Here is a 25,898-nt window from a genome sequence, read left to right on the forward strand (position 1 = left end):
AAAAAATCACCTTAATACATGTATTAAGGTGATTGAAATATTATTCAGCTGGAGGCGTAAATGTACGTTTCTCTAATTCAGCATCTAGCATAAACAGTGCGTTTGAATCGCTTGTAATACGTTTTAATTTTTGAATGATGCTATCGAATGAAGCTTCTTCTTCCACTTGTTCGTCAACGAACCATTTTAAGAATGTAATTGTTGCATGTTCACGCTCGTCCCAAGCGATATCAGATAAGTTATAAATACGCTTCGTTACTTCACGCTCGTGTTCAAGTGCGATTTCAAAAGCGTTTAATACAGATTCGTATTCGTTATTCGGATTATCAAATCCAGTAATAATAGCACGCTCTCCGCGGTCATTAATATAGTTGTAAAGTTTCATTGCGTGGAAACGTTCTTCTTCAGCTTGTACAAGGAAAAAGTTAGCGAATCCATCATAGCTCTCCGCTGTACAGTAAGCAGCCATTGCCATATAAGCATGGGCAGAGTAAAATTCAAAGTTCATTTGTTCATTTAATGCGTCGTGCAATTTTTTTGATAACATAAAATCCCCCTTAGTATTGTGACAAGAATATTATACCATAATTGATAATATTCTCATTTGGATGTCTCGAACCTTTTCGAAAGCTTTGTGACGTGTGCGTCCATAATGTCTTGTAAGTCTAAATCATATTTTTGCGAAAGAATAATAAGGTTAGATAGTACATCACCAAGTTCTTCTTTTAGTTCTTGTTTTAGCTCTTCTTCTGTTTTCGCGTCTTCATCAGGACGATCACGACCGATTTCGATTGCGCGAACAACGCGTGAAACTTCTCCAACTTCCTCTGTTAAGAAATTTAACCGAATAAAAGCATTATACTGTGACCAGCTTCGTTTTTCGTAAAATTCCTCAACCCATCTTTGAAATGCAACGATATCCATTTCTTTCTCATCCCCTCAATATGTTGTACAATGTTCATTGTATCATAACAATATATAGTTTCGGGGTGTAAGAATGAGAAAGATTTGTGTGTTTGCAGGTTCAAATTTAGGGGAGAGACCAGAATTTAAAGAGCAGGCAATTCAGTTAGGTAAAATGTTTGTTGAGAACGACTATGAGCTCGTATACGGTGGTTCATGTGTCGGATTAATGGGAGAAGTAGCAAACGAAGTTCTTCGTTTAGGTGGACGTGTAACAGGTGTTATGCCGCGCGGTCTATTCCGAGGAGAAATTGTGCATACAGGATTAACAGAATTAATTGAAGTAGAGACGATGCACGAACGTAAAGCTAAAATGGCAGAGCTTGCGGATGCTTTTATTGCGCTTCCAGGCGGATACGGAACGTTTGAAGAACTATTTGAAGTTGTATGTTGGTCACAAATTGGTATACATAATAAGCCGGTTGGTTTATTAAACATAAAAGGTTTTTACGGACCAATTTTGCAAATGGTTGAACGTGCAGCGGAAGAAGGATTCATGAATCCATCGAATAAAGAGTTAATAGTTGCCGCTGAGACGGCAGATGCACTCATTCATAAGATACAAAATTACGAGCGTCCTGTTTTGGGAACGAAGTGGAAGCAACTATCATAGCAAATACGGAAACACATGTCGTTTTAATGTAAGACGGCATGTGTTTTTAATTTGGTTAAATATGTTAATGTTGAGATATGATGTTTTTTGGAAAAGGAGAAATTGATGGAGGAGTTTGTGTATTTACGTCCTGTTTTTAAAAGTATTTTAGCAGCGTCTATTCTTGTTATGCTAATCGTTTCAACGCAGAAGAAAGAGCTAATTAATGAATTTTCGCTTTGGTTTATTTCGATATTGTGTATCGGTGTTTCGGCGATAACACTCTTTATGATTGGCTTTATTGTTGATGAGTATAATTTGGCTGGAGATCCACAATCGTTTTGTATGTTTATTGCGATTGGTTGTATTAGTGGCCTGAATTTCATTATTTATTACAGAAGGCAATAAAAGAGGCATTCCATATTACTTTGGAATGCCTTTATCATTTTGATTGCTTTGTTTTTTATACAGGTACCAGCCACCCCAGCCGCCACCAATTGCTACGACAACGAGGAAAGCATAGTCCTTAACCTCGACATGTATATTGAAAATATTAGCTATAAGTAAGAGAATCCCAACTGTTATTAACGCAAAAAATGCTCTAATTAAGTAGTCTTTCAACTGAACCACTCCCGTCATTTAAGTAGTAAATGATGAATTTGGAAAAGCTTTTTGGGTCTATGATACTAAAGGGTGTTTCCTATATTTTAACATAGATGAGATTGTAATATATTGATAAAAGTAGGGGAGAGGGGTGTGTTAATATTGTCGTGATTTGTCGATAAGTCGATATAATTGAAAAATCGCTGATATATTGGAGGGAATCGCCGATATAATTGGATAATCGCTGATATATTGGGCAGAATCGCTGATATATTGGAAAAATCGCTGATATAAATTTCATGTACCAGCATGCGCGATAATTCCATGGAAAAAAGCGACTCTGAACGAGCCGCTTCCGCTTTTAATGATATCCAGCTCCAGCGGCTAGAACAGTCGGTTGTTTCACTCCTTCATTCGAGGCAAAAAGCGCCTCGTAATCAGGAGTTCCAACACCCTCCTGTTCTAAGCGAGCCGCTTCTGCTTTAAAGTAATATCCAGCTCCGGTAGCTAGAATGTTCGGTGGCTTCGCTTTTTCCTGCGAGGCAAAGAGCGCCTCTACGTCAAAAGCTCCATCCCCCTCACATTCTGAGCAAGCTACCTCCGCTTTTAGATGATATCCAGCTCCAGCGGCTAGAATCTCCGGTCATTTCGCTCTCTCGCTCGAAGCAAAAAGCGCTTCAAGGTCGAGAGCTTGAAGTGCCCTGCGATTCTGAGCAAGCCGCTTCCGCTTTTAATTATTATTGATTCAAGAACGCACGTAGCATCCAAGCGTGTTTTTCTAGTTCTGTGTAGATGCCTAGTAGTAGGTCAGATGTCATTTCATCATCAGAGTCTTGAGCGATTTCCATGCCTTTTTTCAGTTCGACTAGCATCATTTCGTAGTCTTTCATGATTGCTTCGACCATCCCTTCTGCAGTTTCTCCGTATGCTGCTTCTTGAATAGAAGATAGTTCTAAGTATTCTTTCATTGTTGCTACTGGTTTGCCGCCAATTGCTAAAATACGTTCTGCAATTTCATCGATATGAGTAGCTGATTCTGTGTAAAGTTCTTCGAATTTCTCGTGTAATGTGAAGAATTGAGGTCCTTTTACGTACCAATGGAAGTTGTGAAGTTTTGTGAATAAAACGCTCCAGTCTGCTACTTGTTTGTTTAATACTTCGATTACTTGTTTGTTCATTATGATCAATCTCCTTTTGAGTTGTTATGTGATATCAATTACTAATTTATAATTATTATAATCTAATAATCTCTATAAATCAACCCTTTTGCTGGAATTAAATTGAACAAATTATAAACTGTTGTAAATAAAAATCCCTATTACTGTGGAGTAATAGGGATTTTGTTTAATATATAGCTCTTGTTCTAAACGAGCCGCTTCCGCTTTTATTTGTTAAACAGCCTTTTGTTTTTCTTCTACATCCTGTCCATCCCAGCACTCTGTATTCTTTAAGCCAGGGATAGAGTTTGCAACGAAGACAGGATCTTTTCCTTGCTTCTTTTGCTTCAAATAGTCTACTAATGCAGCGTAAGCAAATTTGCTAAGGAATGAGATGGCAATTAAGTTTGTGAATACCATTAGTCCCATGAATAAATCAGCTAAACTCCAAACTGTTTTAAGAGCAGCAATTGATCCGAAGAATACCATTCCAACAACTGCAACACGATAAATCATTAACCATGTTTTGCTTTCTTTAATGAATGCAATATTTGTTTCACCGTAATAGTAGTTTCCTAGAAGTGAACTGAAAGCGAATAGGAAAATAATAATCGCTAAGAAAGTGCTTGCCCACGGTCCAATTTGTGAACTTAATGCGTTTTGTGTTAATTCGATACCTTCTAAATTTGATCCTTTGTAAAGTCCAGAACATAATACGATAAATGCTGTTGATGTACATACTAAGAATGTATCTACGAAAACGCCTAACGCTTGAACAAGTCCTTGTTTTACAGGGTGAGATACATCAGATGTTGCGGCTGCATTAGGAGAACTACCCATTCCTGCTTCTGTCGCGAATAAACCGCGCTGAATTCCGAACTTGATTGCTGCTCCAATACCACCAGCGATGGCTTGGTCTAAACCGAATGCACCGTTAAAGATTTCCATAAAAATGCTTGGTAACATACTGAAGTTGTTAATAACGACAAAAATAGCCACGCCAATATAAACGATTGCCATTGGCGGAACAATCATTTCTGTAATACGTGAAATGCTCTTAATACCACCAAAAATAATGACTGCAACTAATAAGGCTAATAGAGCTCCTACGATCGTTCGCTCTAGTCCAAAAGCATTTTCAAACGCTATTGTTACTGTATTCGCTTGTACTGAATTGAAAATTAATCCGTACGCAACTGTAATAAGAAGTGAGAACCAAACCCCCATCCAACGTTTGTTTAATCCTTTTTCCATGTAATATGCCGGCCCACCACGGAACCTGCTACCATCTTTTACTTTATAAATTTGAGCGAGCGTACATTCTACGAAACTAGTAGCTGCTCCGATAATTGCGATAAACCACATCCAAAATATTGCGCCAGGTCCACCCATTGAAATTGCTAATGCTACACCGGCTAAGTTTCCGATACCGATACGTGCTGCTGCACTTAAGCAAAATGCTTGGAATGGGGAGATGCTATCTTTCTTTTTTTCCTTTCGATTAAACCCTTTACTAATTAAGCTGACCATTTCACTGAAATGAGTAATTTGGACAAATTTTAATTTAAAAGAGAAGTAAAGACCGAAGCCGATTAGCATTGCAATAAGAATATATGACCATAAAATATTATTCGTTACCTCAAGGAATCTGCTAAAGATATCAACCATATAATACACTTCCTTTTTTTCGTAATAAGAAAATTATATGCAAAAAATATACGAGAATCAATTTTTCTAAAAAATCATGTTACTTAAATCATTTTTGTGTTATGATTATGTTACATAATAATATTTTTAGAATTATTTACATTTTAAAAAACTAAATTTAAAGCGAGAAGGTGGGGATAATTTGAAAGAAGATTCTTTATTGAAAGTAAGCCTTGAGAGTTTGAAAATGAGAAGTAATATATTTTTTATCATTACATCTTTAAGTATCTTTTTAGGGTCCACTTATTATTACAATAAAAGATTTCCAAATCACAAATATCCTGAGTGGTTAGAATTTCTAAAGCTGATTGGATGAATAAAAGACAGAAAAACAGAAAATTAAAATAAATAAGTTATGGAGGAGCTAAAAATGAATATTAGAGAAAGTGAACTTCCGGGTATTGGTTATAAGTTTCAAATCGTTACGAAAGGTAACGAAAAGATGGTAATTGTTATTCATGATGATGGACGTAGAGAAATGTATCATTTTGATTCAGACCATGAAGAAAGCATCTCAAGTATTTCACTACGTGACTCAGAGGCAAGACAAATTGCAGCAATATTAGGTGGAATGGTATATAAGCCTAGGGCGTTAGAAAATGTTGAGATGGTTTTTGAAGGTTTAGCAATTGAGTGGTTTAAAGTAGAGAATACAGCTCCAGCAATCGGAAAAACAATTGGCGATCTTGAAATAAGAAAAACATATAGCGTAACGATAATCGCAGTTATGAAGAAGAACATGAAGAAGCTATTTAATCCAGGACCAGAAACAGTAATTGAAGAAGGAGATATGCTTGTAGTTTCAGGTGAGAGAGAAGAAATTAAAAAAATCATTAATGAATTACTTTCAAATAGGGGGGACTGATTAGATGGATACGTTAATTTTTGAAGTTGGTACAGCTTTAGTTTTAGTGGCAATTGCAGCAGTAATTGCTGGAAAATTTAAGTTCTCAGTAATTCCTTTTCTAATCGTTCTTGGAATGTTAGTAGGACCGCATGCACCGACAATAGGTGTTATCAATCTCAAATTTATTGAAAGTGCAAGTGTAATTTCCTTCCTTGGACGAATTGGGGTTCTATTCCTTCTATTCTATCTAGGATTAGAATTTTCAATGAAAAAACTAATTAAATCTGGACGCTCTATTGCGATTGGCGGAACGATTTATATTTTAATTAACTTTTCACTTGGTTTGTTATACGGATTTATAATGGGATTCCCATTACTAGAAATCTTAATTATAGCGGGTATTATTACGATTTCTTCTAGCGCTATCGTTGCTAAAGTGTTAGTGGACTTAAGAAGAACTGGTAATAATGAAACCGAATTAATTTTAGGAATTATTATGTTTGAAGATATATTCCTTGCTGTATATTTATCAGTTGTTTCTGGTTTAGTACTAGGGGATCACGCTTCCTTCTTAGGTGCCCTTACTTCAATTGGAATTGCTTTAGGATATATGCTTCTATTCTTTATAGTAGCTAGAAAGGCTACGCCGTTATTAAATAAATTGCTCAATATTAGCTCAGATGAAATCTTTATTATTGTAGTATTTGCTTCTTTATTCTTCATTGCTGGTTTTTCAGAAACAATTCACGTTGCAGAAGCAATTGGAGCACTTCTTCTAGGATTAGTTTTCTCTGAGACAGAGCATAGTGACCGAATTGAACATCTTGTTGTTCCATTTAGAGACTTTTTCGGAGCTATTTTCTTCTTCAGCTTCGGGTTAAGTATTGATCCGTTCTCATTAGGCGGAGCGATATGGTTAACGTTAGGCGCTGTCCTTCTTACGATAATCGGTAACTTTGTAGCAGGAATGATTGCGGGAAGACAAGCTGGATTATCTCATAAAGCATCAACAAATATCGGATTAACAATCGTTTCAAGAGGAGAGTTCTCCATCATTATGGCTAATATCGGTATCGCCGGTGGCTTAATGTCAGTACTGAAACCATTCTCAGCACTATACGTGCTTATACTATCCATTTTAGGCCCACTTCTGACAAAAGAGTCGAAGAATGTATATAAATTCTTAAATAAAATCTTTAAGTGGGATACGAAAGCTACAAAAATTTGAAATTTAGAAGAACCTATGCTGATATAGGTTCTTTTTATTGTCATTTTTTTAGGGTAAGAGAATACGTTTAATATTTACCATATTGTGGCATACATATAGAAAAAGGGTGCTTGGAAAGGGGAATAAAGAGAAATGGAACTCCAGTTTCAAAATGTATATCAACAGGTAGAGAATTGGTATGTGTTGGATTCGGAGCTTCCTTGGGATGTCAAAAAGCTAAGAGAGGATTTATTTTCTCTTATTGAAGTATGTAAAACGCCCGTTATTTTTTGTGATACGTGTGATGCAAACGGTGTGCTTCTATCATTAGGGGAAGAGGAAGAAGAGTTTCTATTCCCAGTAGGTGGTTTTTATCATAAAGAAAAACAATTAATTTTCGTTTGTATGTGGGAAGAGTATGAGCAAGTTCTCAAAACGCTACTGCATGAATTTCGCCATGCGATGCAGCATAAGAGAGATATATTGTATGTGGGAAGTGAACGGTACGAAGAGCGATGGATTGAAAAAGATGCGAGGAAGTTCGCGGAGAGGAAATTGGATGAATATAAGAGTAGAAAGTTAATGTAAAGCATAGTGGAGAAATAGCGCTGTGCTTTCCTTATACTTATTAAAAATAAGTATTTGACTTTCATTAAGTTTAGTTCTAAACTAATGATATGAAACGAGCGAGGTGATGAAATGAAAACAGAGGATAGACTAGGGCTACTATTATGGTTTCGTTTGTCACGTTTTTATAATAAGAGTATTCGTGAGACGAATCAGCACTTAAAAAAATGGAATGTATCTGCCGCCCAGTTTGATGTGTTAGCTCAAGTTGGAGGACATGATCGTTTAACGCAGCAAGAACTTGGAAATAAGCTATTTGTTACGAAAGGAAATGTAACGCAGCTTTTAAATAAAATGGAGCAGCTTGAGTGGATTTTGCGTGAACAAGAGGGTACTACGAAATATATTTCTTTAACAGAAAAGGGAAGAGCTTTATATGAGGAAATCGTCCCACCTCAAGAAACGTTCCAAGCAGAGAAGTTTCATAATTTAAATATAGAGGAACAAAAGCAATTATTAAAACTACTAAAAAAGTTACAGTAAGAAAAAATTTTAGAATAAATCTCGAATTCGAGATAGTATGAGGTGAAGGATATGTTTAGAAAAGTTGATCATAAAAATATGGGCAGAGCAAATCATGGTTGGTTAAATACACATTTTCATTTTTCTTTTGCCAATTACTATAATCCAAATAATATGAACTTCGGAGCGTTACGTGTTATTAATGATGATCTAGTAGCGGCGCAAACTGGTTTTGATATGCATCCACATCGTGATATGGAGATTATTTCTTACGTTGTAGATGGTGCTTTAACACATGAAGACAGCATGGGAAATCGCGGAACGATTGAGCGTGGACATGTTCAATATATGAGTGCTGGTACGGGTGTATTTCATAGCGAGCATAATTTAGGCGATGAAACGCTGCGTTTATTACAAATTTGGATTTTACCAGACCGTGCAGATCATAAACCAAACTACGGTGAGTTTAAATTTGATTGGAGCAAGCGTGAAAATGAATGGTTCCATATGGTGTCTTCAGTAGAAGGAAATGCACCAATTCAAATTCACCAAGATGCGAATTTATATTCTTTATCATTAGAGGCTGGAAAAGAAATTCATTTTCCAGTGAAAGAAGGCCGTCAATTGTACCTTGTACAAATTGAAGGAAGCAGTGTAATAAATGGTGAAACATTTGTTATGCGGGATGCAGCAGAATCTGTAGGAGAAGATATTCACATTCAAGCGAAAGAGCAATCACACTATTTAGCAATTGAATTGAAAAAACAATAAAATGCGTAAAAAAAGAGGACATCCTATCGGATGTCCTCTTTTTTTAATTGGAATTGTCTGAAAAATGTTTCTCAAATTTTCGGTAGAGGTATGAGCTGCAAAAATCAGAATTGTATAAAAGTGTCAAAAATCTTTATGGGAATGGGGAATGTTATAGTGAAAAAGCAAGTCATTTCATCAGCATTAGCGTTAACTGTTATCGCCGGGGGATTTGGAGCGTTTGGGGCAACGACAACGAAAGCGGAAGAACAAAAAATTCAATATCATCAAGAATTTAAAACACCTGCATACATAGGTGAAGAATGGAAAGCACCGGAAGGACTAGATAAAAAAGAGACGGTCTTTCAATACTTAGAGAGTAAGAAAGATATGTTTAAATTAGCAGGAAATATTGAAAAGCATTTTAATATCGTTGGAGAAGAAAAAGACGCTGAATCTGATACGACACATGTGAAGCTAGTTGAGAAACATAATAACATCCCTGTGTACGGTTCTGATCAAACTGTTACACTTGATAAAGAGAACAATGTAAAAGCATTCTTCGGACAAGTTATTCCGAATTTAGATGATAAAAATATTCCTGCATCTGCAAGCATTAGTGCGGAACAAGCAGAAACAATTGCAAAGGCAGATATTGAGAAAGAAATTGGTAAAGTAAAGAGTTATGACGGTGTGAAAAAAGATTTATTTGTATATGAAAAGGACGGTGATTACTACCTTGCATACTTAGTTAAGGCATCGATTTCAAAACCAGCTCCAGGATATTGGCATTATTTTGTTGATGCAACGAATGGAAATGTTATTGAGAAATATAACGCTGTAGATAACATTACTGGATTTGGTTACGGAGTATTAGGTGCTAGACAATCATTTGAAATTGCTCAAGATACGAAAACAGGACAATTCAACTTGTTTGATGGTAAACGAGGACAAGGTGTTCACACATTTGATGCAGAAAATATGGACGAGAACTGGTTTAATTTATTCTCACAAATTCTTGGATATACAGGAGAAGAAGTTGAAAGTAAATCTAAGTTCTTCGAAGATAAAGCTGCAGTTGATGCGCATGTAAATGCAGGAAAAGTATATGATTACTACAAAAAGACATTTAATCGTAACTCTTTCGATGATAAAGGTGCGAAGCTTATTTCAACTGTTCACGTAGGGGAGAGCTGGAATAACGCAGCTTGGAATGGTGTGCAAATGATGTATGGTGATGGCGATGGAAAAACATTCATTCCATTATCTGCTGGACTTGATGTTATCGGTCACGAATTAACGCATGCTGTAACTGAACATACAGCAAACCTTGTTTACAAAAATGAGTCAGGGGCGTTAAATGAATCGTTATCTGATATTATGGGTGTTATGGTTGAGAAGAAGAGCTGGGATTTAGGTGCTGACATTTATACACCTGATAAACCTGGTGATGCGCTTCGCTCTCTTAAAGACCCAGCGTCTATTCCAAACCCATTAAAACCAAGTGAAGGTTACCCAGATCACTATAGTAAACGTTATACTGGAACAGCTGATAATGGCGGCGTTCATATTAACAGCAGTATTAACAATAAAGCTGCATACTTAGTATCTGAAGGCGGAGATCATTACGGCGTGAAAGTAACTGGAGTGGGCCGTGAAGCGACAGAAAAAATTTACTACCGTGCTCTTACGAAATATTTAACTGCAAACTCTGACTTCAAAATGATGCGTCAAGCTGCTCTTCAGTCAGCTGAAGATTTATATGGTAAAAACTCTAAAGCTGTACAAGCTGTAACGAAAGCTTATGATGCAGTAGGTGTAAAATAATAAGAGAAAAGACCTGACATCCTAGTCAGGTCTTTTCTTTATCCCGCTATCCGCAAATGATGAAATTTTCACTTTATTTAGTCGCGAATACCTAATGCGATTTTCGCCATACGTGACATACGTTCTTTCGACCAGGGCGGATTCCAAACGACATTAACTTCTATTTCATTAACTTCAGGTACGTTCGTTGATAATACTTTTTTAACGTCTGATACGATTTGCCCAGCCATTGGACAACCGATAGAAGTCATAGTCATCGTAATGACAGCATTATTATTTTCATCTGCTGTAACATCATACACTAATCCAAGATTAACGATATCAACACCTAGTTCAGGGTCAATAACAGCTTCTAAATTGGCAAATAATTTATTTTCAAATGCTTCTTGTGACATAAGCAGCCCCTCCTACATTCTAATGATATCGATTCTCATTATAACGGAAATGAGCATAATGTGCAGGAAATGAGCTCAAAAAAATATCCCTCTTCGCAAGAGGGATATTTTTTGAACATCTATTCTGTTTTAAAATGAGATACGAGCTGATCTAACTCTTCAACTGTTTGTTTCATTTTTCTAGCAGTTACTGTCATTTCATTCATAACAATAACTTTCTGTTCAGCAGATTGTGCCGTTGCGGCAGTTTCGCTGGATACTTCAGTAGAGATAGAAGCGATGTTATTAAGTGAAGCATTCATTTCTTCAGCACTTGCAGCCATTTCTTCAGCAGTTGCTGATATATCTTGCATTTGAGTAGATACTTTATTTACTTGTTCCACAATTGTTGTGAAAGAAGTACCAGCTTCACGAATAACATTGATACCTTCAAATGCTTCAGAACGGCCTTGAGACATCATAGAGCTAGCAGTTTCTGTATCATTTTGAATTTGATGTAGTAATTGATTAATGTCTGTTGCAGCTGTTTTAGATTGTTCAGCAAGTTTTCGAACTTCGTCAGCTACGACAGCAAATCCTTTTCCTTGCTCGCCAGCACGAGCTGCCTCAATAGAAGCATTTAAAGCAAGTAAGTTTGTTTGCTCAGCAATATTAGAAATAGATTGTACAGCAGTATCAATATATTTCGTATGAGTGATTAGACGTTCAACCACTTCTGACGTAGCATTTACAGCTTCATGTATCGTTGTCATTTGTGAAACAGATTTTTGGATAACGGTATTTCCATCGCTAGCATGTTCAGATGTGGCAACAGCAAGTTCCGCTACAGATGAAGCAGATTCAGCAATACGCTGAACACTTACTGCCATATCATCCATTGCAGTTGAACTTTCTTCCATACTAGAAGTTTGTGATTGAATACTTGCATTTAAGTTGGACATCGAGCTTTGGACTCTTAATGTTGCCTCACGTGATGTATTCGTTTTTTCTAGCATATTTTCAGAAGCAGTTTGTACTTCCACAGATGTTTTTTGAACACGATTAATGATATGTTGTAGGTTTTCTAACATTTTATTAAATGATGCTGCGATAGCACCGATTTCATCGTTGCTATTTACCTGTAGACGTGCCGTTAAGTCACCTTCTTGAGAGGCTAATTCTTTTAGTTTCGTGTCAATTTGTTGAATTGGTTTCACCAGTTTACCAGAGAACCACCATGCAAGAATAATTGCAACGATAATACATACAACAAGTGATAAGAAAATAACATATTCGATTAAGAGTGCAGATTGATCAATTTTTTCAATAGATTGTTCACGTAATTTAGCTTGTTCATTACTGTAGTTTGTGAAGTCACCAATTACTTTATAGACAGTTCCGTTTTCTGAAGAAGCTACTTGTAAAGCTTCTTCCCATTTTTGTTCTTTTGCAAGAGTGAATACTTTTTCTTCAACGAACTTTCTCCAAGTAGACCCTAATTCCATTGTGCTTTTTACGGACGAAGAAAGATTTGGATTAGAAAGAAGTTTATCTTTTGAATCCTCAAGACGTTTACTCATCTCATTAAACTTGTCTAATTCGACTTGATCATGTTGTAGTAAATAACCTCTTAAAGCAGAGAGCTGTACTTGATAAGCGTCTCCACGTTCTTTCAATTCTGTTGCCAGTGGAGAAATTTCTTTTTGTAATGTTTCAGCTTTACGAGATTGATCAATAGCAAAAAATAAAATAAAAGCTAAGGCGATACCAAATAAAGCACAAATCGTTCCCATCATGAACATAAGTTTTTTTCTGATACTTACAAAATTCATATGATTAAAAGCCTCCTTTGTGAAATCTTAGTATTAGAATTAATAAATGTAAAAAATTGAAAGAAAGCTTTACTCCGGTTGGAATAAAGCTTTCTTATTTCCTTTAGGAATTATAGCAGACGGAATGAGAGATAGAAAGAGATATTTTAAAGTGAAAAAAGAGAGACTGTAAAACTTTCTTTCCTATACCTTTGAGCTCGTGTCATTTTCACTTTAAGCGTTTGTTTTGAAATGAGAGACGAGAACTTCAAGTTCTTGTACGATTGTTTTCATTTCAGATGATTTTTTAGCCACGATACTCATTTTGTTTACTTGATCACCAGCCGAATGTGCGGTTTGTGATGTTTCTGCAGCAACTTCGTTTGAAATAGAAGCGATATTATTTAAAGCTGCGTTCATTTCTTCAGAGCTTGCAGCCATCTCTTCAGCAGTTGCAGACATTTCTTGCATTTGCGTAGAGACTTTGTTAATGTGGTTAACAATTTCTGAGAATGAAGATCCGGCAGTACGAATAACAGTAATTCCTTCAGAAGCTTCTGCTTGACCTTGTGTCATCATGTCATTTGCTATTTTTGTATCGGCTTGAATTTGATGCAGTAAATGGTTAATGTCAGTTGCGGCTAGTTGAGATTGTTCAGCAAGTTTTCGAACTTCATCGGCAACAACAGCGAATCCTTTTCCGTGTTCACCAGCACGAGCTGCTTCAATAGAAGCATTTAAAGCGAGTAAATTTGTTTGGTCGGCGATATTCGAAATAGATTGAAGTGCAGTATCTATATGATTTGTATGTGTAATGAGTCGCTCAACTACTTGTGATGTAGCGTTAACAGCTTCGTTAATTGTATGCATTTGTGTAATAGATTTCTCAATGACTTTATTCCCATCATCTGCTTTTTCTGACGTTGTGACAGCTAAACTAGTAACAGAAGAGGCGGACTCAGCGATACGCTGAACACTCGTTGCCATGTCATCCATCGCGGTTGAACTTTCTTCAATGCTAGAAACTTGTGAACGAATATTGTGTTCAAGAGCATTCATAGTTTCTTGGGTTCTTGCGGTATTTTCCATAGAAGCGGTTGTTTCGATAAATACATTTTCGGAAGCTTCTTTTACACTTGTTGATGTTTGTTGAACTTGTTTTATTATATGCTGTAAGTTAGTGAGCATTTGATTAAAGGAATTTGCAATGTCACCAATTTCATCTTTACTTGTTACGTGTAATCTAGCCGTTAAATCTCCATCTTGAGAAGCTAATTCTTTTAACTTCTCATCAATTTGTCGAATTGGTTTAACGAGTTTACCAGAGAACCACCATGCTAATAAGATAGACGTTAATGTACATGCAATGAGTGAGAAGAAAATAATATATTGAATAAGTGATGAAGAAGACTCGACGTCAGCAATTAATGCGTCACGTTTCTCATTTTCTTCATTTGTATATTTATTAAAACGACCTAAAAGATCATTTACATAATCTGTTTGTGCTAAAGCAATTTTAGATGCTTCGTCCCATTTTCCTTCACGCGCAAGAGGGAGTACCTCATTATCTATGACGCTACGCCATTTTCCCCCCATTAAAATAGCTTCTTTCATTCCTTCTGGGAGCTTCTTGTCACTTGTTACTTTCTCTCTAGTATCAGCTAATTTTTTCCCTTCTCGGTTGAACTTATCTAATCCTTTTTGATCATGTGATAGTAAATATTCTTGTAAACCAGCAACTTGTGCTTGGAACCAATCGCCACGTTCTTTTAAAATCGTCGCTCTTTTTGATACATCATTTTTTAACGTTTCGATTTCACTTGCTTGATTCATGGCGAATGAAAGAATAACAATAAGAGCAATGCTAAATAAAGAAGAAATGCTTAAGAGTGTGAACAGTAGTTTTTTTCGAATACTAACATATTTCATCGTTACCCCTACCCTCATTTAAACTATTTATTATGATTTATAGATTTTTGAAACGAAATTAATAAAAACATTATTATGAAGTTATTAATCTGTTCAATGAAAATTATAGCAGATAATGGAAGGAGTCAGATTGGTATTAGAAAAAGTTCTTAAAATGTATACATTTGCATATCATAAAATTCATAAATAAATATTAGAAATGCTATTGAAATTTGAAATGACATCATGTATACTTCTAATTAGTTGATAACGATTATCAATATCAACTAAAAACATTACTCTTCGTTATGTTGGTCATACCCCTTTTTGACGACGTAAGTCAGAGACGAAATGTTGAAATATCTTGTGTCCTATTCTACAGAATTATGGTAATCTCCAACCTCAACTTATATGCGTGAGCATGCAAAAAGGATCCTATCCGTGAAGGGATCCTTTTTTGCATGCTGTCGCAATTATTGTATATAGACCAGGGATACGTTCTTCGATTCCTTCTGGTGCAGTAGAAGGGAAGACCCATCTTTGATGGGGCCCATGTTCTTCAACTAGTTTTTCAATTTTAAAACGTTCTTCCGCAAGTGTTGTAATGATTTCTCCTAGCGTCCAGCGACGGATGGTTGTTTTAGGTAACGATTCTTTCTGTGGTTCTGTAAGAAGGATGCTATAAGCAACATCATCTTCAATTAATTCTTCATCAAAATAATTTCCATTGGCCTGAAATGATGGGTGGTTGACTCCTAATAATTTCGTGTAAACAGGATGATAGTCACGAAGGATAAGCATTCCATCTCGCTTAAGTAAAGTAGCAATTTTTTGAAAGAGTGGTTTTAAATCTAGAAAGTAATGAAGTACACCAAGCTCCAGCAATACGATATCAAATGATTTGGAGAGATTTACATCTAGTACATCAGAAACGATGTAATGAATAGAGACGTCTGCGGCGGCAGCAAGTTCATTTGCATATTTTGCATTACTCGCTGAAATATCAACAACTGTTACGTCAGCTCCTAAAAGGGCGAGAGCAACACCTTTATTTCCTTTTGAGCCGAGTAAATTAATAATACATTTTCCTTTTGGAGATTGTATGTAAGGTAAATAATGTGCTACCTCGCGCGTGGGATCTTCCATAATTTTTTTCGCATAACCCTCCGGCGCCCCATGGCGATTCGTCCAAGCTTCATAGGCAGCTGCATTCCAGCTTTTTTCATTTATAGTGCTTAGTTGTTTTTGGTTCAATGTTATCACTCCTTTTGTGAACGTATAGGTATTCGGTGAGAGGATGGGATTTCCTTTTCTTTCTGGATAAAAGTTTGATTTTTCTGTGATTAAGTCGTACAATACTTGTTATACGTAAAAGCGTTGAAAAGGAAAAGTAGGATGAACACATTCTTTCCAGAGAGCTTCGGTAGCTGAGAAGAAGCAAGAATATTCATTTGAACAATGGCCTTTGAGCTTCGTCCTGAACTTATCAAATGATAATAGTAGGCGGCGACGAGAGTTGGTACTCGTTATCAAAACCACAGTATAAGAGCATAGAGCTCCGTACTTGTTAAGGCTAATTATGTGAGTAATTAGCGAAATAAGGTGGTACCGCGACTGTTTATACAGCCCCGCCCTTATCTTTTTTAAGATAAGGGCGGGGCTTTTTATATTTTAAAGGAGGAATATAAGATGAGTATTTTTATTGGAGGCGCTTGGCCGTATGCAAATGGTTCGTTACACCTTGGCCATATTGCAAGTTTATTACCAGGAGATATTTTAGCGCGTTATTATAGGGCAAAAGGTGAGAATGTGTTGTATGTTTCAGGGAGTGATTGTAATGGAACACCGATTGCAATTAGGGCAAAACAAGAAGGTGTGACAGCGAAAGAAATTGCTAATAAGTATCATGAAGAATTCCAGAGATGTTTTCATGACCTAGGTTTTACCTATGATTGCTATACACATACCGCTAGCGAGCATCATCATGAAACGGTTCAAAATGTTTTTTTACGTTTATTAGAAGAAGGCTATATTTATAAAAAAACAGTGGAACAAGCATATTGTGAAACGTGTACGCAATTTTTACCGGATCGTTATGTAGAAGGAATATGTCCGCATTGTCATGAAGCAGCAAGAGGAGATCAATGCGATGCGTGTTCAGCTATTTTAGATCCACTCGATTTGTTAGAAAAGAAATGTAAGTTATGTGGTAGTACACCATCTGTACAGGAAACAGAGCATTTCTATTTCGCGTTGCATACATTTCAGGAGCAAATTAAAAGGGCTGTAGAAATTGCCAAACAAACAGGGACATGGCGCGACAATGCGATTCAACTAACAGAGAGATATGTAAAGGAAGGATTACTAGATAGGGCCGTATCACGTGATTTACCAATTGGGGTACCAATTCCAGTAGAAGGGTATGAAGATAAGAAAATTTACGTATGGATTGAAGCAGTGACAGGCTATTATTCAGCGAGTAAACATTGGGCTGAAAAAACAGGGAAAGATGATCAAGAGTTTTGGGATAGCGAAGCGAAAACATATTATGTGCACGGAAAGGATAATATTCCGTTTCATTCCGTCATTTGGCCAGCGGTATTACTTGGAATAGGGGAAGGAGCAAGCCCGCGTCATATCGTTTCGAATGAATATTTAACAGTTGAAAAAAGAAAATTATCTACAAGTAAAAACTGGGCAGTATGGGTGCCTGACATATTAGAACGCTATGATCCAGATTCTATTCGTTACTTTTTAACCGTCAATGCACCAGAAAATCGCGATACTGATTTTTCATGGCGGGAATTTATTTACAGTCATAATAGTGAATTATTAGGTGCATACGGGAACTTTGTGAACCGGACATTAAAGTTTATTGAAAAATATTATGGTGGTATCGTGCCGAAGGGAAGTATTGAGGTAGAGCTGAAAGATAAAGTAGAAGGATTATATAAATATGTAGGAGAGGCGATTGAGCAAACTCAATTTAAGGTGGCGTTAGAGACAATATTTGATGCAGTCCGTTTTGCAAATAAATATTTTGATGAAAAGCAGCCTTGGAAACAACGAGAAGATGATCCAGTTTCGTGTGAAGAAATGATTTATAACTGTGTGTATCTTATCGCTAATTTTGCAAATCTCCTTGAACCGTTTTTACCATTTTCAAGTGAAAGGGTTAGAAACACATTATCGATTGTGAAACGAAATTGGGAACCTCAAAATACGTTGCCAAGTAGAATTGATAGCGTGCAGCCATTATTTGAGCGAATCGATGTAAAACAAATTGAACATGAGATAGAGAAGCTGTATGGAGCGGTAACGTGAAATATAGAAAAAGACCTTTCAAGTAAATGAAAGGTCTTTTGTTATGCAGTATGATTCTCTTTCTTATCTTTCAAAAAGAAAAGTACAGCAAGGATTACAAGAATAATAGCTGCAATATCATACGTTATTTTAAATGTAGTATTAAAGTTTAAGTACTCTACGAAAGGAGTTTTCACTGCTCCTGCATATATACAAACGGGAATGAGAAGTAAATCGTAAAATTTCTTTTCTTTCATATATCTTATTAGGAAGAAGATACACATAATAGCAAAAAATACGATGCTTAAAATAGTCATTTATACCTCCAGATAAATTCTGCATTTTTTTCAAGCGCTATGCACGCGATTATGTTTCCTTGCTTTCCTAGCTGTAAGCAGCTGGGGAGTGAAAATCCCAATCAATATAAAAATAATTCCAATCCACTGCATGAATGTTACGACTTCATGTACAAGTGTAATAGAAGCGATAATAGCAGTTGGTAATTCAGCTGCACCTAATATTGTACCGAGTCCTGTTCCAACCTTTGGTACACCGATTGAAAAACAAATGACAGGTACAACAACGCCGAATAATCCGAGGAAGAAAGCATATTTCCATAGACCGGCTTGCAGGGCACCATCTGTTAAAAAGGTTGGCGGGAAGAATAGACATACAATAAGAGTCGCACTTGTTGTCATAAGAAAGCTTTTCGTATAAGGCGGAACATCGGTAGCAACGCGTCCGCTTGCAAAAACATAGAATGAAAAAGAGACGGCAGCTAATAGTCCAAATATAATCCCTTTCGTAGAAAAACTTTGTCCGAGGCCTTCAAATACACCACCTGCAAACAATGTACCAGCAAATAAAATAAGGATAGATATGATCTTATCGCGGATTGGAAATGTCCGATTTGCAATGGCTTCGATAATGACACCAATCCAAGTGAACTGAAAGAGTAGGACGACAGCGATAGATGCGGGTAGTTCTTCTACAGAAATAGCGTAGAAAATCCCCGTCATACTCATTGTTGTTCCGACGGTTAGTAATGAAAAGAATTGTTTTTTTGTTACTTTATGACGTGAAAAGAAAAGAACGAGTAGAAGAAGTCCAATCCATCCGAAGACATATTGTCCTCCTAATAGTTGATGTGCTGAAAATCCATTTAGGAATCCGAGTTTGAAAATAGTTGAAAGTATGCCGTAGCTGCAAGCACCAAATAAAACGAGCAAGGAATATTTAAACTTCTCCATAAAAAATCCTCCTTTTAAGTAATAAAAAACGCCCGCTATCCAAATAAGGATAACGGGCGAACGAAACAGAGTAAGATACTCTACAAAATTCCGCCACTCACACATGAAGTATGAGTTTGGGGTATGTAATTATAGTGAATGTTACATTGCTTTTGGGAATACAATGGAGCATTTTACACCTTGAGCTGTGTTTTGTATCCCATAAGGAAACTGATGTTTATCTAATATTTGTTTCACGATATATAATCCAAGACCACTACCTTGTACTAAACCATGTTTGCCAGGGTTTGCGCGATAGAAAGGCTCAAATAAATGAGCAAGTTTATCTTCATCAATTTGCGAACCTGTATTTAATACTTCTAATGCATAACCGTTTGGTTTTTCATAAAGTTTTACATATACATGCTGATGGTCAATTGTGTAATGAATTGCATTTGAAATGATGTTAAAAATAGCAGTTTGAATAAATGTAGGATCAGCTAAAACCTGTACATCTTGTTTAATGTTAGATTGAACATTTAATTGCTTTACAGATACGAAATAATCCACCTTCTTCATAACGTCCTCAATAATGTTAGTTAATGAGATAACTTTTAAATCTGGTTTAAATTGAGGGTTCTGTATTTTGGATAATTCCGACATTTTTTCCGTTAATATGTTAATGTCTTGCATCATTTCATAGGAACGTTTTAAATATTTATCTCTATCTTTATAAGCTCCAATCCCGTGAATCATGCCATCTAGCTGTCCCATAACGGCTGCGATTGGTGTTTTTAATTCATGGGATACCATAGACATAAATTCTTTACGAGATTGCTCTAATTGTTTTTCCTTTTTGAGCTCATTTCTTAAATCTTGATTGCTTGCATGTAAATTCTTCACAATATTTGGTACTTGTGAAGCGGCTACTTGCAAATTAAAATCTGTTTGATCTGTATTTTTGTTAAGTAGCTTTTTATCTGAGAAATCAAGGTTCATAATATCTTTTAAAGCATCGCTCATATATTGAAAAGGTTTGGCAATTAGTTTTGTATAAATTAAAGATCCGAGTAGTGATAATGCAAGCATTGTCGCGCCAATATGTGGAGCTAATTGCTGCAACGCATCTGCTAACTTTGGATTATCATTTGTATCATTTGTTTTACTTGCTGCATTTTGTGTATGTAAGGCATCATTATTAGCAGCTTTCTTTTCTGCTTCTATAGGCAGATTAGAAGTGCTATTTTTCCCCGAAAGATTTTGTGTATGTTCTTTTGCCTTTGCAGTTTGGCTAGGCTGCAAAAGGTGATTGATAGCCGTAGAAAGAGATTTATAATCTATAATAGAAGATTGGAAATTAGAAATGCTCCCCTTTGATACAGCTTTATTTTGCGTCGTTTTACTTTCGTCGTTTTGCTTATCTGAATCGGCCTGTTCTGTAGTCGGCGTTCCATTTTCTTTTGCAAAACGTTCTTTATCGTAGTTTGAAGCTAGAAAGTAAATCATTTGATAAAGACAAAGTGATAAAAGAATACAAAATAATAAGGTTTTGATGAAAATATTTTTGGTGATGTTGTCTTTGCTACGATTCGATTTTGTAGCCAATGCCTTTCACCGTTTTAATATAAGGAATTCCTAATTTTTTTCTTAAGTTTTTAATATGTGTATCTATAACTCTTACATCACCATAATGTTCATAGCCCCATACCTTATTCAACAAATCACTTCTTGATAATACTTTTCCTCGATTTTGCAGTAAAGTATAAATAATTTCAAATTCTTTTGTTGTCAATTCAATTTGATTACCATGAACATAAGCTGCATATGCTGTAGAGTTTAACATCAATTCATGGAATTGTAGTATAGTTGCAGCTTCTGCTTCCTTCGTTGCTGCCCTTCTTAATACAGCCTCTACACGCTTAATAAATACAGTGTAATGGAACGGTTTCGTAATATAGTCATCAATACCTAATTCAAATCCTTTAATTTCACTTTCTTCATTATGTAAGCCTGTTAACATAATGATTGGTACATCAGATTGTCCTCGCATAATTTTACAAATACTATAGCCATCTATATCTGGTAACATTACATCGAGGAGGACAAGATCGTATGAATTTTTTTGGAAAAGAAGAATACCTTCTGTTCCAGCACCAACTACATCAACGGTAAAGTTTTGTGCCATTAGAAATTCACGAATAAGTTCTTGTATATCTGGGTTGTCTTCAATCACCAGTATATGCGTCATAGTAACACCTCCTAAATAACGCTTTTTACTGCAATATTCGAATTCATCATTTTTCGAGTGACTCAGATTGTTTATACATATAATAAGCCCCCGCTATAAAATAATCATGAAGGTAGCAAGGGGAATAGTTTAGTGTTACTGAATAGTTCAGAATTACAGTAGTTCTATTATAGTATGTATTATAAAATTTATAAAATATTATAACTGTATAATTTTAATATCTACGTTTATCAATGTTTAGACATTAGCTAATCAAATCTATTCCTATTATATATGTAAATACAGTTGTTTTGCTACTGTAAATGAATAAATAAAATAAGCCAAGACATAAAATTCTTGGCTACACATAAATCTTGTTTTTAGGCTATTTTACAGTGACGGTAGCTTGCTGCTGAACGCGCTCAAATAACCAGTGTATATCATTGTTATACATACGAATACAACCAAGTGTTGTCCATTTGCCGATTGCTTGATTATTGTTAGTTCCGTGAATCGCATAAGTTGTTCCGTAAGTTCCTGCCATATTTAATCCAAGCCAACGGTCACCAAGTGGATTACGTGGATCGCCGCCTTTAATTTTGCCTGTATAATAAGGGCGGTTTTTAATTTTATTTACGATTTGAAAAGTGCCTTTAGGTGTAGGTGTTGCTGCTTTTCCAGTAGCGACAGTAAAACTTTTTATAAATTTTCCATCCTGATAATAATCCATTTTATTTAACTGAGTATCTACGATTAATTGATCTTTCGTTGTAGCTGCCTCTGTGCTAGCGAATGGAAGAGTTAAAAATCCTAATGATAATAGTGCGCTTAATAATAATTTTTTCATTGTTATTCTCCTTTTACTATCGTAATAGTCTTACATACAATGAAGTTGTAATCCTCGTAATGCTTTATTTACATTTTCATCTAATGTTTCAAAGAATGTAGTGATTTTGCTGTTATGTTTGTTGTTATCAATAAGTAATCTTTCATTTAATAAAAGCTCACCACGTAGTCCAAAACTTTGAACTTGAATATTTAGCTCATCTTCATTTTCAGAAATGATTGGTAAGAAATAGTGAAAAGCTTTTGTTGGAATGATGTAGCTTTTGCCAATCATGCTTTCTTGATTTGAATTAATCCATTTTTTCGTGACAATTTTAATATTCTTTTTTGAAACGATAAAAGATAGTGTTGTAGATTTTGTTAAACTTACGTCAAATTCACTTGTTTCACATATTTGTAAATTAAAAACGGTTTCATTTTGATGAGATTCAACATTTGTATTAATAAAATCGTGCATTTTATATGCTTCCATTTCGTATTCACCCTTTTTTCAATTTCGAAAAACGACTTATATTTATTCAAATTAATGCTTAGTCATATATTGGTTAAATTTTTCAACAAATTCCGATATAATCTTACAATACGTATATGAAGCTAATATGAAGTTAGCATGAGTTTGTGATGGTTTTTTATTGAGAACAAAATAAGAGAGGTTTTTTAGTGCTAAAAAATGGATGAAATCTGCATGTTATTAATGTACCTTTTCGCTATTTCGACTTAAAAAATGATTTTTACTATTTAATAAAGAACGAAAATCATTAGTGTGACCCTTACAAAAATGTAATAAAAATGTAAGCTATTGTGATAGTTATTTCGACAATTTTTTTATACAATAATAGTAAGAAGTTGTACGTGACTGAAAGGAGAGATGACATGGAATGGATTCATGAATTATTTCAGCAATACGGGTACTATGTTGTACTTGTCGGCTTGCTGTTAGAATATATTGCACTTCCGTTTCCGGGAGAGCCAACATTAGCATATGCGGGATTTTTAGCACATAAGGGTGATTTAAGTTTACCGATTTTAATTATTCTATCCTTTATTGGGACAAGTGTAGGAATGACGATTCAATACTTTTTAGGAAATAAATTAGGTATGCCTTTCATTCAAAAGTATGGAAAATACGTATTTTTAACACAAAGAAAAATTGACTTAACGAGAATGTGGTTTGATAAGTATGGGTACTTCTTAATTTTTATTGGTTTCTTTATTCCTGGTGTACGTCATTTCACAGGATACTTTGCAGGAATTATTAACTTACCATTCCGTCGTTTTGCCATTACAATTTACTCAGGTGCTCTATTTTGGGTATCATTCTTCTTAATTGGTGGTTACTGGTTAGGTGGCAACTTACATGATATTTTTGGGGCGCTAGAAGGTCACATCGGTAAAATCATTTTTGGGGTGATTGTGATTGTAGCGGTTACGTTAGGTATTCGTTTCCGTAAGCAGTTAAAACGAGTATTACTACAAAACGCAAGTTAATATGAAATCCATTCTATGTCAAAATTTTGAAAGGCAGTGCAGACGCACTGCCTTTTTTATTTTATGTTCCAGTTTATTTTTAATTTTCCTTTTAACTGGTGTCCGCTAACTATAATGTAGTAAGTTCCGGTCTTAATTGCTGCGAAATGGTATGTATTAGGGCCGACTGAAGCTAAATAATTTTCTTCCTCTTGAAACTCACTAGCCATTTTTACGTCTCCCATGTAGCCATCTGGATTTTCAGCTTGTGATTCAATGGTGAATTCTAATATGTCACCTCGTTTTAGCTCAATGGGGACTTTATGTTCACCACTAAAATGTTGAAAAGATGCTTCGAAAGAGTTATCTGTTATTGTTTCGACCCATTGCTCTTTTGATGTTCCAACCTTTTCTAAATCAATAAAGTTGATTGTGATAAATATAATAAGCATAATGCCTGGGACGACATATTGTATCCACTTAAATTTTGTTGCTATAACTATACATAAATAGAAAAAAAGAGAACATAATGCTCCAATTGATCCGAGGTACAAGAACTGTGTTAGACTAGCTTCTTTAAATATTAGGAAGGGAAGAAAAAATAAATAGCCGCAAAAAATATAAAGGAATAATGTCTTTAGTCTTGTATGTGTTTTTAATTTCAATTTATCGATGCAAATAGAACAAAAAATTGCATATGCAGCAAGAATAGGAACGAAGGGAACATATAGTAGTTCGCGTAATCCAGTTAAGAAACTATATAGTGTTGGTTGACTAGTTGTTAAGAGAAGCGTGCTAATAAGTAATAATAACAAGAAAGCTGCTGTAAGCTTAGTAAGAATGTAAGAAAAGGTAGATGTTTTCTTCATATGGAATCTCCTTTGTTTAATATTTCACATTCATTATATAGGTTATTTCTATCATAAGATATCCTTATTTTTGTCAATTATCATAGTCGTAATGACAATTATAATTGACAAAAACAAGGATATTATTTACAATTTTAATTAAATAAATGAAAAAGAGGGAAGACATGAAGCTTCAAAATCGAGTGAGGGAATTGCGAGCAAAGCATCGTTTATCACAAGGGGATTTAGGGAAAGCGATTGGATCATCGCGGCAAACGATTAGTTTAATCGAGCGTGGGGATTATGCGCCATCTATCGTATTGTCTTTAAAAATCGCAAAAATTTTCAACGTATCGGTGGAGGAAATATTTACGTTAGTAGAGGGGGAAGAGGACGATGAAGAGTAAGCAAAAAAAACAATTTGATTCTGTAGGGAAAATAGCATTAAGTATGCTGGGTGGTTTTTTAACGTCTTATATAGCTTTAAATTTACTCTCGGATGAACCGAGAAAATTATCATCCAATACATTTATAGGTATATGTACTATTTTTGGAATCTTAATGATGTACTACACTTGGAAGAATACACGTATGTTAGCAGAGGCACGCGATGAAGAAGAGAGCGTGCAAGGCAGAAAATTAGGCATTATAAGTATATATTTACGTGTAGGTGATATAGTTACGCAGGCATGGTTTGTATATGCAGTTATTACATGTAGACGTGCACTGTTGCAAGATACAAATGTTTCATTTGCGGTGTGGAATTTAGTAGCTTCTATTGCTTGTTTAACTACTGTAGTAATTATCGGACTCATAACAAAAAATCGTTATAATAAGCTATATCCTGAACAAGGTGTAACATATATGGAATCTATGAAAATGTGGACGAAAAACGCAGATGAAGGATTAAAGCACATTGTGCATGAGGCTGGATATAAAGCATATGAATTTACGAATACAATATTGGCATATGTATGGTGGGCTGCTGTTATATATACAGCTGCTAGTGATATCGATTTTGTGTTAATTGGTTTAATCTCATTTATTTGGATATTGCATCTCGGGAAGTTCATGTACGAAATGCAGAGAAAAATGATTTATTAAGGGGAGAAAAAGGTGGATATTTTAAGAAGGCCAGCTGGC

The 25,898-nt window shown here is 35.4% G+C and carries 28 protein-coding genes and 1 other annotated feature; of the genes, 12 read left to right on the forward strand and 16 right to left on the reverse strand.

Annotated features, from left to right (window positions below; genetic code table 11):
• Positions 1-40 precede the first annotated feature (40 nt).
• Positions 41-547, reverse strand: coding sequence for a ferritin (locus tag ACTFRH_RS20540; protein ID WP_000949398.1), 507 nt, complete (start codon positions 545-547; stop codon positions 41-43).
• Positions 548-600: 53 nt separating this feature from the next.
• Complete coding sequence (locus tag ACTFRH_RS20545) at positions 601-924, reverse strand: MazG nucleotide pyrophosphohydrolase domain-containing protein (RefSeq protein ID WP_000355748.1); 324 nt, start codon at positions 922-924, stop codon at positions 601-603.
• Positions 925-1,012: 88 nt separating this feature from the next.
• Here ACTFRH_RS20545 and ACTFRH_RS20550 point away from each other — a divergent pair, with 88 nt between their 5' ends.
• Together ACTFRH_RS20550 and ACTFRH_RS20555 are read left to right on the forward strand one after the other, a co-directional pair.
• Positions 1,013-1,576 (forward strand): TIGR00730 family Rossman fold protein, encoded by a 564-nt coding sequence (locus ACTFRH_RS20550; RefSeq protein ID WP_178379652.1) that lies wholly within the window; start codon positions 1,013-1,015, stop codon positions 1,574-1,576.
• Between the two features lie 105 nt (positions 1,577-1,681).
• Positions 1,682-1,963, forward strand: a complete 282-nt coding sequence (locus ACTFRH_RS20555) for a hypothetical protein (RefSeq protein WP_000390916.1) — start codon at positions 1,682-1,684, stop codon at positions 1,961-1,963.
• Positions 1,964-1,978: 15 nt separating this feature from the next.
• On the opposite strand, the gene ACTFRH_RS20560 is transcribed toward ACTFRH_RS20555, so the two are convergent.
• The 3 genes from ACTFRH_RS20560 to ACTFRH_RS20570 form a co-directional block, all read right to left on the reverse strand.
• A complete protein-coding gene (locus ACTFRH_RS20560; protein WP_000656310.1) occupies positions 1,979-2,176 on the reverse strand; it encodes a hypothetical protein in 198 nt (65 codons plus the stop codon).
• A gap of 719 nt (positions 2,177-2,895) precedes the next feature.
• Complete coding sequence (locus ACTFRH_RS20565) at positions 2,896-3,336, reverse strand: Dps family protein (protein WP_001041895.1); 441 nt, start codon at positions 3,334-3,336, stop codon at positions 2,896-2,898.
• A gap of 213 nt (positions 3,337-3,549) precedes the next feature.
• Positions 3,550-4,983, reverse strand: a complete 1,434-nt coding sequence (locus tag ACTFRH_RS20570) for an alanine/glycine:cation symporter family protein (RefSeq protein WP_000227591.1) — start codon at positions 4,981-4,983, stop codon at positions 3,550-3,552.
• Between the two features lie 409 nt (positions 4,984-5,392).
• Between ACTFRH_RS20570 and ACTFRH_RS20575 the strand changes: the two genes are divergently transcribed.
• The 6 genes from ACTFRH_RS20575 to nprB all read left to right on the forward strand — a co-directional run bounded on the left by ACTFRH_RS20575 (position 5,393) and on the right by nprB (position 10,742).
• Positions 5,393-5,887, forward strand: coding sequence for a cation:proton antiporter regulatory subunit (locus ACTFRH_RS20575; protein ID WP_001026075.1), 495 nt, complete (start codon positions 5,393-5,395; stop codon positions 5,885-5,887).
• Between the two features lie 4 nt (positions 5,888-5,891).
• On the forward strand, positions 5,892-7,097 hold the full coding sequence (locus ACTFRH_RS20580) for a cation:proton antiporter (RefSeq protein WP_000380229.1): 1,206 nt from the start codon (positions 5,892-5,894) through the stop codon (positions 7,095-7,097).
• Between the two features lie 132 nt (positions 7,098-7,229).
• On the forward strand, positions 7,230-7,664 hold the full coding sequence (locus ACTFRH_RS20585) for a DUF3920 family protein (protein ID WP_000422802.1): 435 nt from the start codon (positions 7,230-7,232) through the stop codon (positions 7,662-7,664).
• A 111-nt stretch (positions 7,665-7,775) separates the two neighbouring features.
• A complete protein-coding gene (locus ACTFRH_RS20590; protein ID WP_000845479.1) occupies positions 7,776-8,186 on the forward strand; it encodes a MarR family winged helix-turn-helix transcriptional regulator in 411 nt (136 codons plus the stop codon).
• Between the two features lie 51 nt (positions 8,187-8,237).
• Positions 8,238-8,936, forward strand: a complete 699-nt coding sequence (locus ACTFRH_RS20595) for a pirin family protein (protein WP_000488930.1) — start codon at positions 8,238-8,240, stop codon at positions 8,934-8,936.
• A 156-nt stretch (positions 8,937-9,092) separates the two neighbouring features.
• Positions 9,093-10,742, forward strand: coding sequence for a neutral protease NprB (nprB, locus tag ACTFRH_RS20600; RefSeq protein ID WP_000745127.1), 1,650 nt, complete (start codon positions 9,093-9,095; stop codon positions 10,740-10,742).
• 77 nt (positions 10,743-10,819) lie between these two features.
• Here the strand turns inward: nprB and ACTFRH_RS20605 are convergent, their stop codons facing one another.
• The 4 genes from ACTFRH_RS20605 to ACTFRH_RS20620 form a co-directional block, all read right to left on the reverse strand.
• Positions 10,820-11,137, reverse strand: coding sequence for a metal-sulfur cluster assembly factor (locus tag ACTFRH_RS20605; RefSeq protein ID WP_000076418.1), 318 nt, complete (start codon positions 11,135-11,137; stop codon positions 10,820-10,822).
• A 119-nt stretch (positions 11,138-11,256) separates the two neighbouring features.
• Positions 11,257-12,948: a methyl-accepting chemotaxis protein gene (locus ACTFRH_RS20610; protein WP_001012198.1), complete on the reverse strand. Its 1,692-nt coding sequence runs from the start codon at positions 12,946-12,948 to the stop codon at positions 11,257-11,259.
• 213 nt (positions 12,949-13,161) lie between these two features.
• Positions 13,162-14,856, reverse strand: a complete 1,695-nt coding sequence (locus ACTFRH_RS20615; RefSeq protein WP_000878439.1) for a methyl-accepting chemotaxis protein — start codon at positions 14,854-14,856, stop codon at positions 13,162-13,164.
• A gap of 414 nt (positions 14,857-15,270) precedes the next feature.
• On the reverse strand, positions 15,271-16,089 hold the full coding sequence (locus tag ACTFRH_RS20620) for a class I SAM-dependent methyltransferase (protein ID WP_001072236.1): 819 nt from the start codon (positions 16,087-16,089) through the stop codon (positions 15,271-15,273).
• Positions 16,090-16,203: 114 nt separating this feature from the next.
• Positions 16,204-16,474 (forward strand) — a binding site (T-box leader).
• A 50-nt stretch (positions 16,475-16,524) separates the two neighbouring features.
• On the opposite strand from ACTFRH_RS20620, the gene metG reads away from it, so the two are divergent.
• Positions 16,525-18,159: a methionine--tRNA ligase gene (gene metG / locus ACTFRH_RS20625; protein WP_000021583.1), complete on the forward strand. Its 1,635-nt coding sequence runs from the start codon at positions 16,525-16,527 to the stop codon at positions 18,157-18,159.
• 41 nt (positions 18,160-18,200) lie between these two features.
• Here the strand turns inward: metG and ACTFRH_RS20630 are convergent, their stop codons facing one another.
• The 6 genes from ACTFRH_RS20630 to ACTFRH_RS20655 form a co-directional block, all read right to left on the reverse strand.
• On the reverse strand, positions 18,201-18,455 hold the full coding sequence (locus tag ACTFRH_RS20630) for a hypothetical protein (protein WP_000154129.1): 255 nt from the start codon (positions 18,453-18,455) through the stop codon (positions 18,201-18,203).
• 30 nt (positions 18,456-18,485) lie between these two features.
• Positions 18,486-19,388: an EamA family transporter gene (locus ACTFRH_RS20635; protein WP_000410489.1), complete on the reverse strand. Its 903-nt coding sequence runs from the start codon at positions 19,386-19,388 to the stop codon at positions 18,486-18,488.
• 141 nt (positions 19,389-19,529) lie between these two features.
• Positions 19,530-20,972: a sensor histidine kinase gene (locus tag ACTFRH_RS20640; protein WP_000201969.1), complete on the reverse strand. Its 1,443-nt coding sequence runs from the start codon at positions 20,970-20,972 to the stop codon at positions 19,530-19,532.
• Positions 20,950-21,615, reverse strand: coding sequence for a response regulator transcription factor (locus tag ACTFRH_RS20645; protein WP_000148833.1), 666 nt, complete (start codon positions 21,613-21,615; stop codon positions 20,950-20,952). The genes ACTFRH_RS20640 and ACTFRH_RS20645 overlap by 23 nt, the downstream gene beginning before the upstream one ends.
• Before the next feature lie 364 nt (positions 21,616-21,979).
• The gene (locus ACTFRH_RS20650; protein ID WP_000735062.1) at positions 21,980-22,441 is read right to left on the reverse strand and encodes a L,D-transpeptidase; all 462 of its coding nucleotides are present in this window, start codon (positions 22,439-22,441) and stop codon (positions 21,980-21,982) included.
• 30 nt (positions 22,442-22,471) lie between these two features.
• The gene (locus tag ACTFRH_RS20655) at positions 22,472-22,912 is read right to left on the reverse strand and encodes a DUF3978 family protein (RefSeq protein ID WP_000388768.1); all 441 of its coding nucleotides are present in this window, start codon (positions 22,910-22,912) and stop codon (positions 22,472-22,474) included.
• A 401-nt stretch (positions 22,913-23,313) separates the two neighbouring features.
• Here ACTFRH_RS20655 and ACTFRH_RS20660 point away from each other — a divergent pair, with 401 nt between their 5' ends.
• Positions 23,314-23,928, forward strand: coding sequence for a DedA family protein (locus ACTFRH_RS20660; protein WP_000454751.1), 615 nt, complete (start codon positions 23,314-23,316; stop codon positions 23,926-23,928).
• Between the two features lie 56 nt (positions 23,929-23,984).
• Here the strand turns inward: ACTFRH_RS20660 and ACTFRH_RS20665 are convergent, their stop codons facing one another.
• Positions 23,985-24,776 carry a hypothetical protein gene (locus tag ACTFRH_RS20665; RefSeq protein ID WP_000753815.1) on the reverse strand — a complete coding sequence of 264 codons (792 nt, stop codon included), beginning with the start codon at positions 24,774-24,776 and terminating at the stop codon, positions 23,985-23,987.
• Between the two features lie 164 nt (positions 24,777-24,940).
• Here ACTFRH_RS20665 and ACTFRH_RS20670 point away from each other — a divergent pair, with 164 nt between their 5' ends.
• Together ACTFRH_RS20670 and ACTFRH_RS20675 are read left to right on the forward strand one after the other, a co-directional pair.
• On the forward strand, positions 24,941-25,162 hold the full coding sequence (locus tag ACTFRH_RS20670) for a helix-turn-helix transcriptional regulator (protein ID WP_000776161.1): 222 nt from the start codon (positions 24,941-24,943) through the stop codon (positions 25,160-25,162).
• The gene (locus ACTFRH_RS20675; RefSeq protein WP_000837683.1) at positions 25,152-25,859 is read left to right on the forward strand and encodes a DUF3169 family protein; all 708 of its coding nucleotides are present in this window, start codon (positions 25,152-25,154) and stop codon (positions 25,857-25,859) included. The genes ACTFRH_RS20670 and ACTFRH_RS20675 overlap by 11 nt, the downstream gene beginning before the upstream one ends.
• Positions 25,860-25,898: the final 39 nt, after the last annotated feature.

The sequence above is a fragment of the Bacillus cereus group sp. MYBK216-1 genome, assembly GCF_051916495.1.
GTDB classification, from domain to species: Bacteria; Bacillota; Bacilli; order Bacillales; family Bacillaceae_G; genus Bacillus_A; species Bacillus_A thuringiensis_K.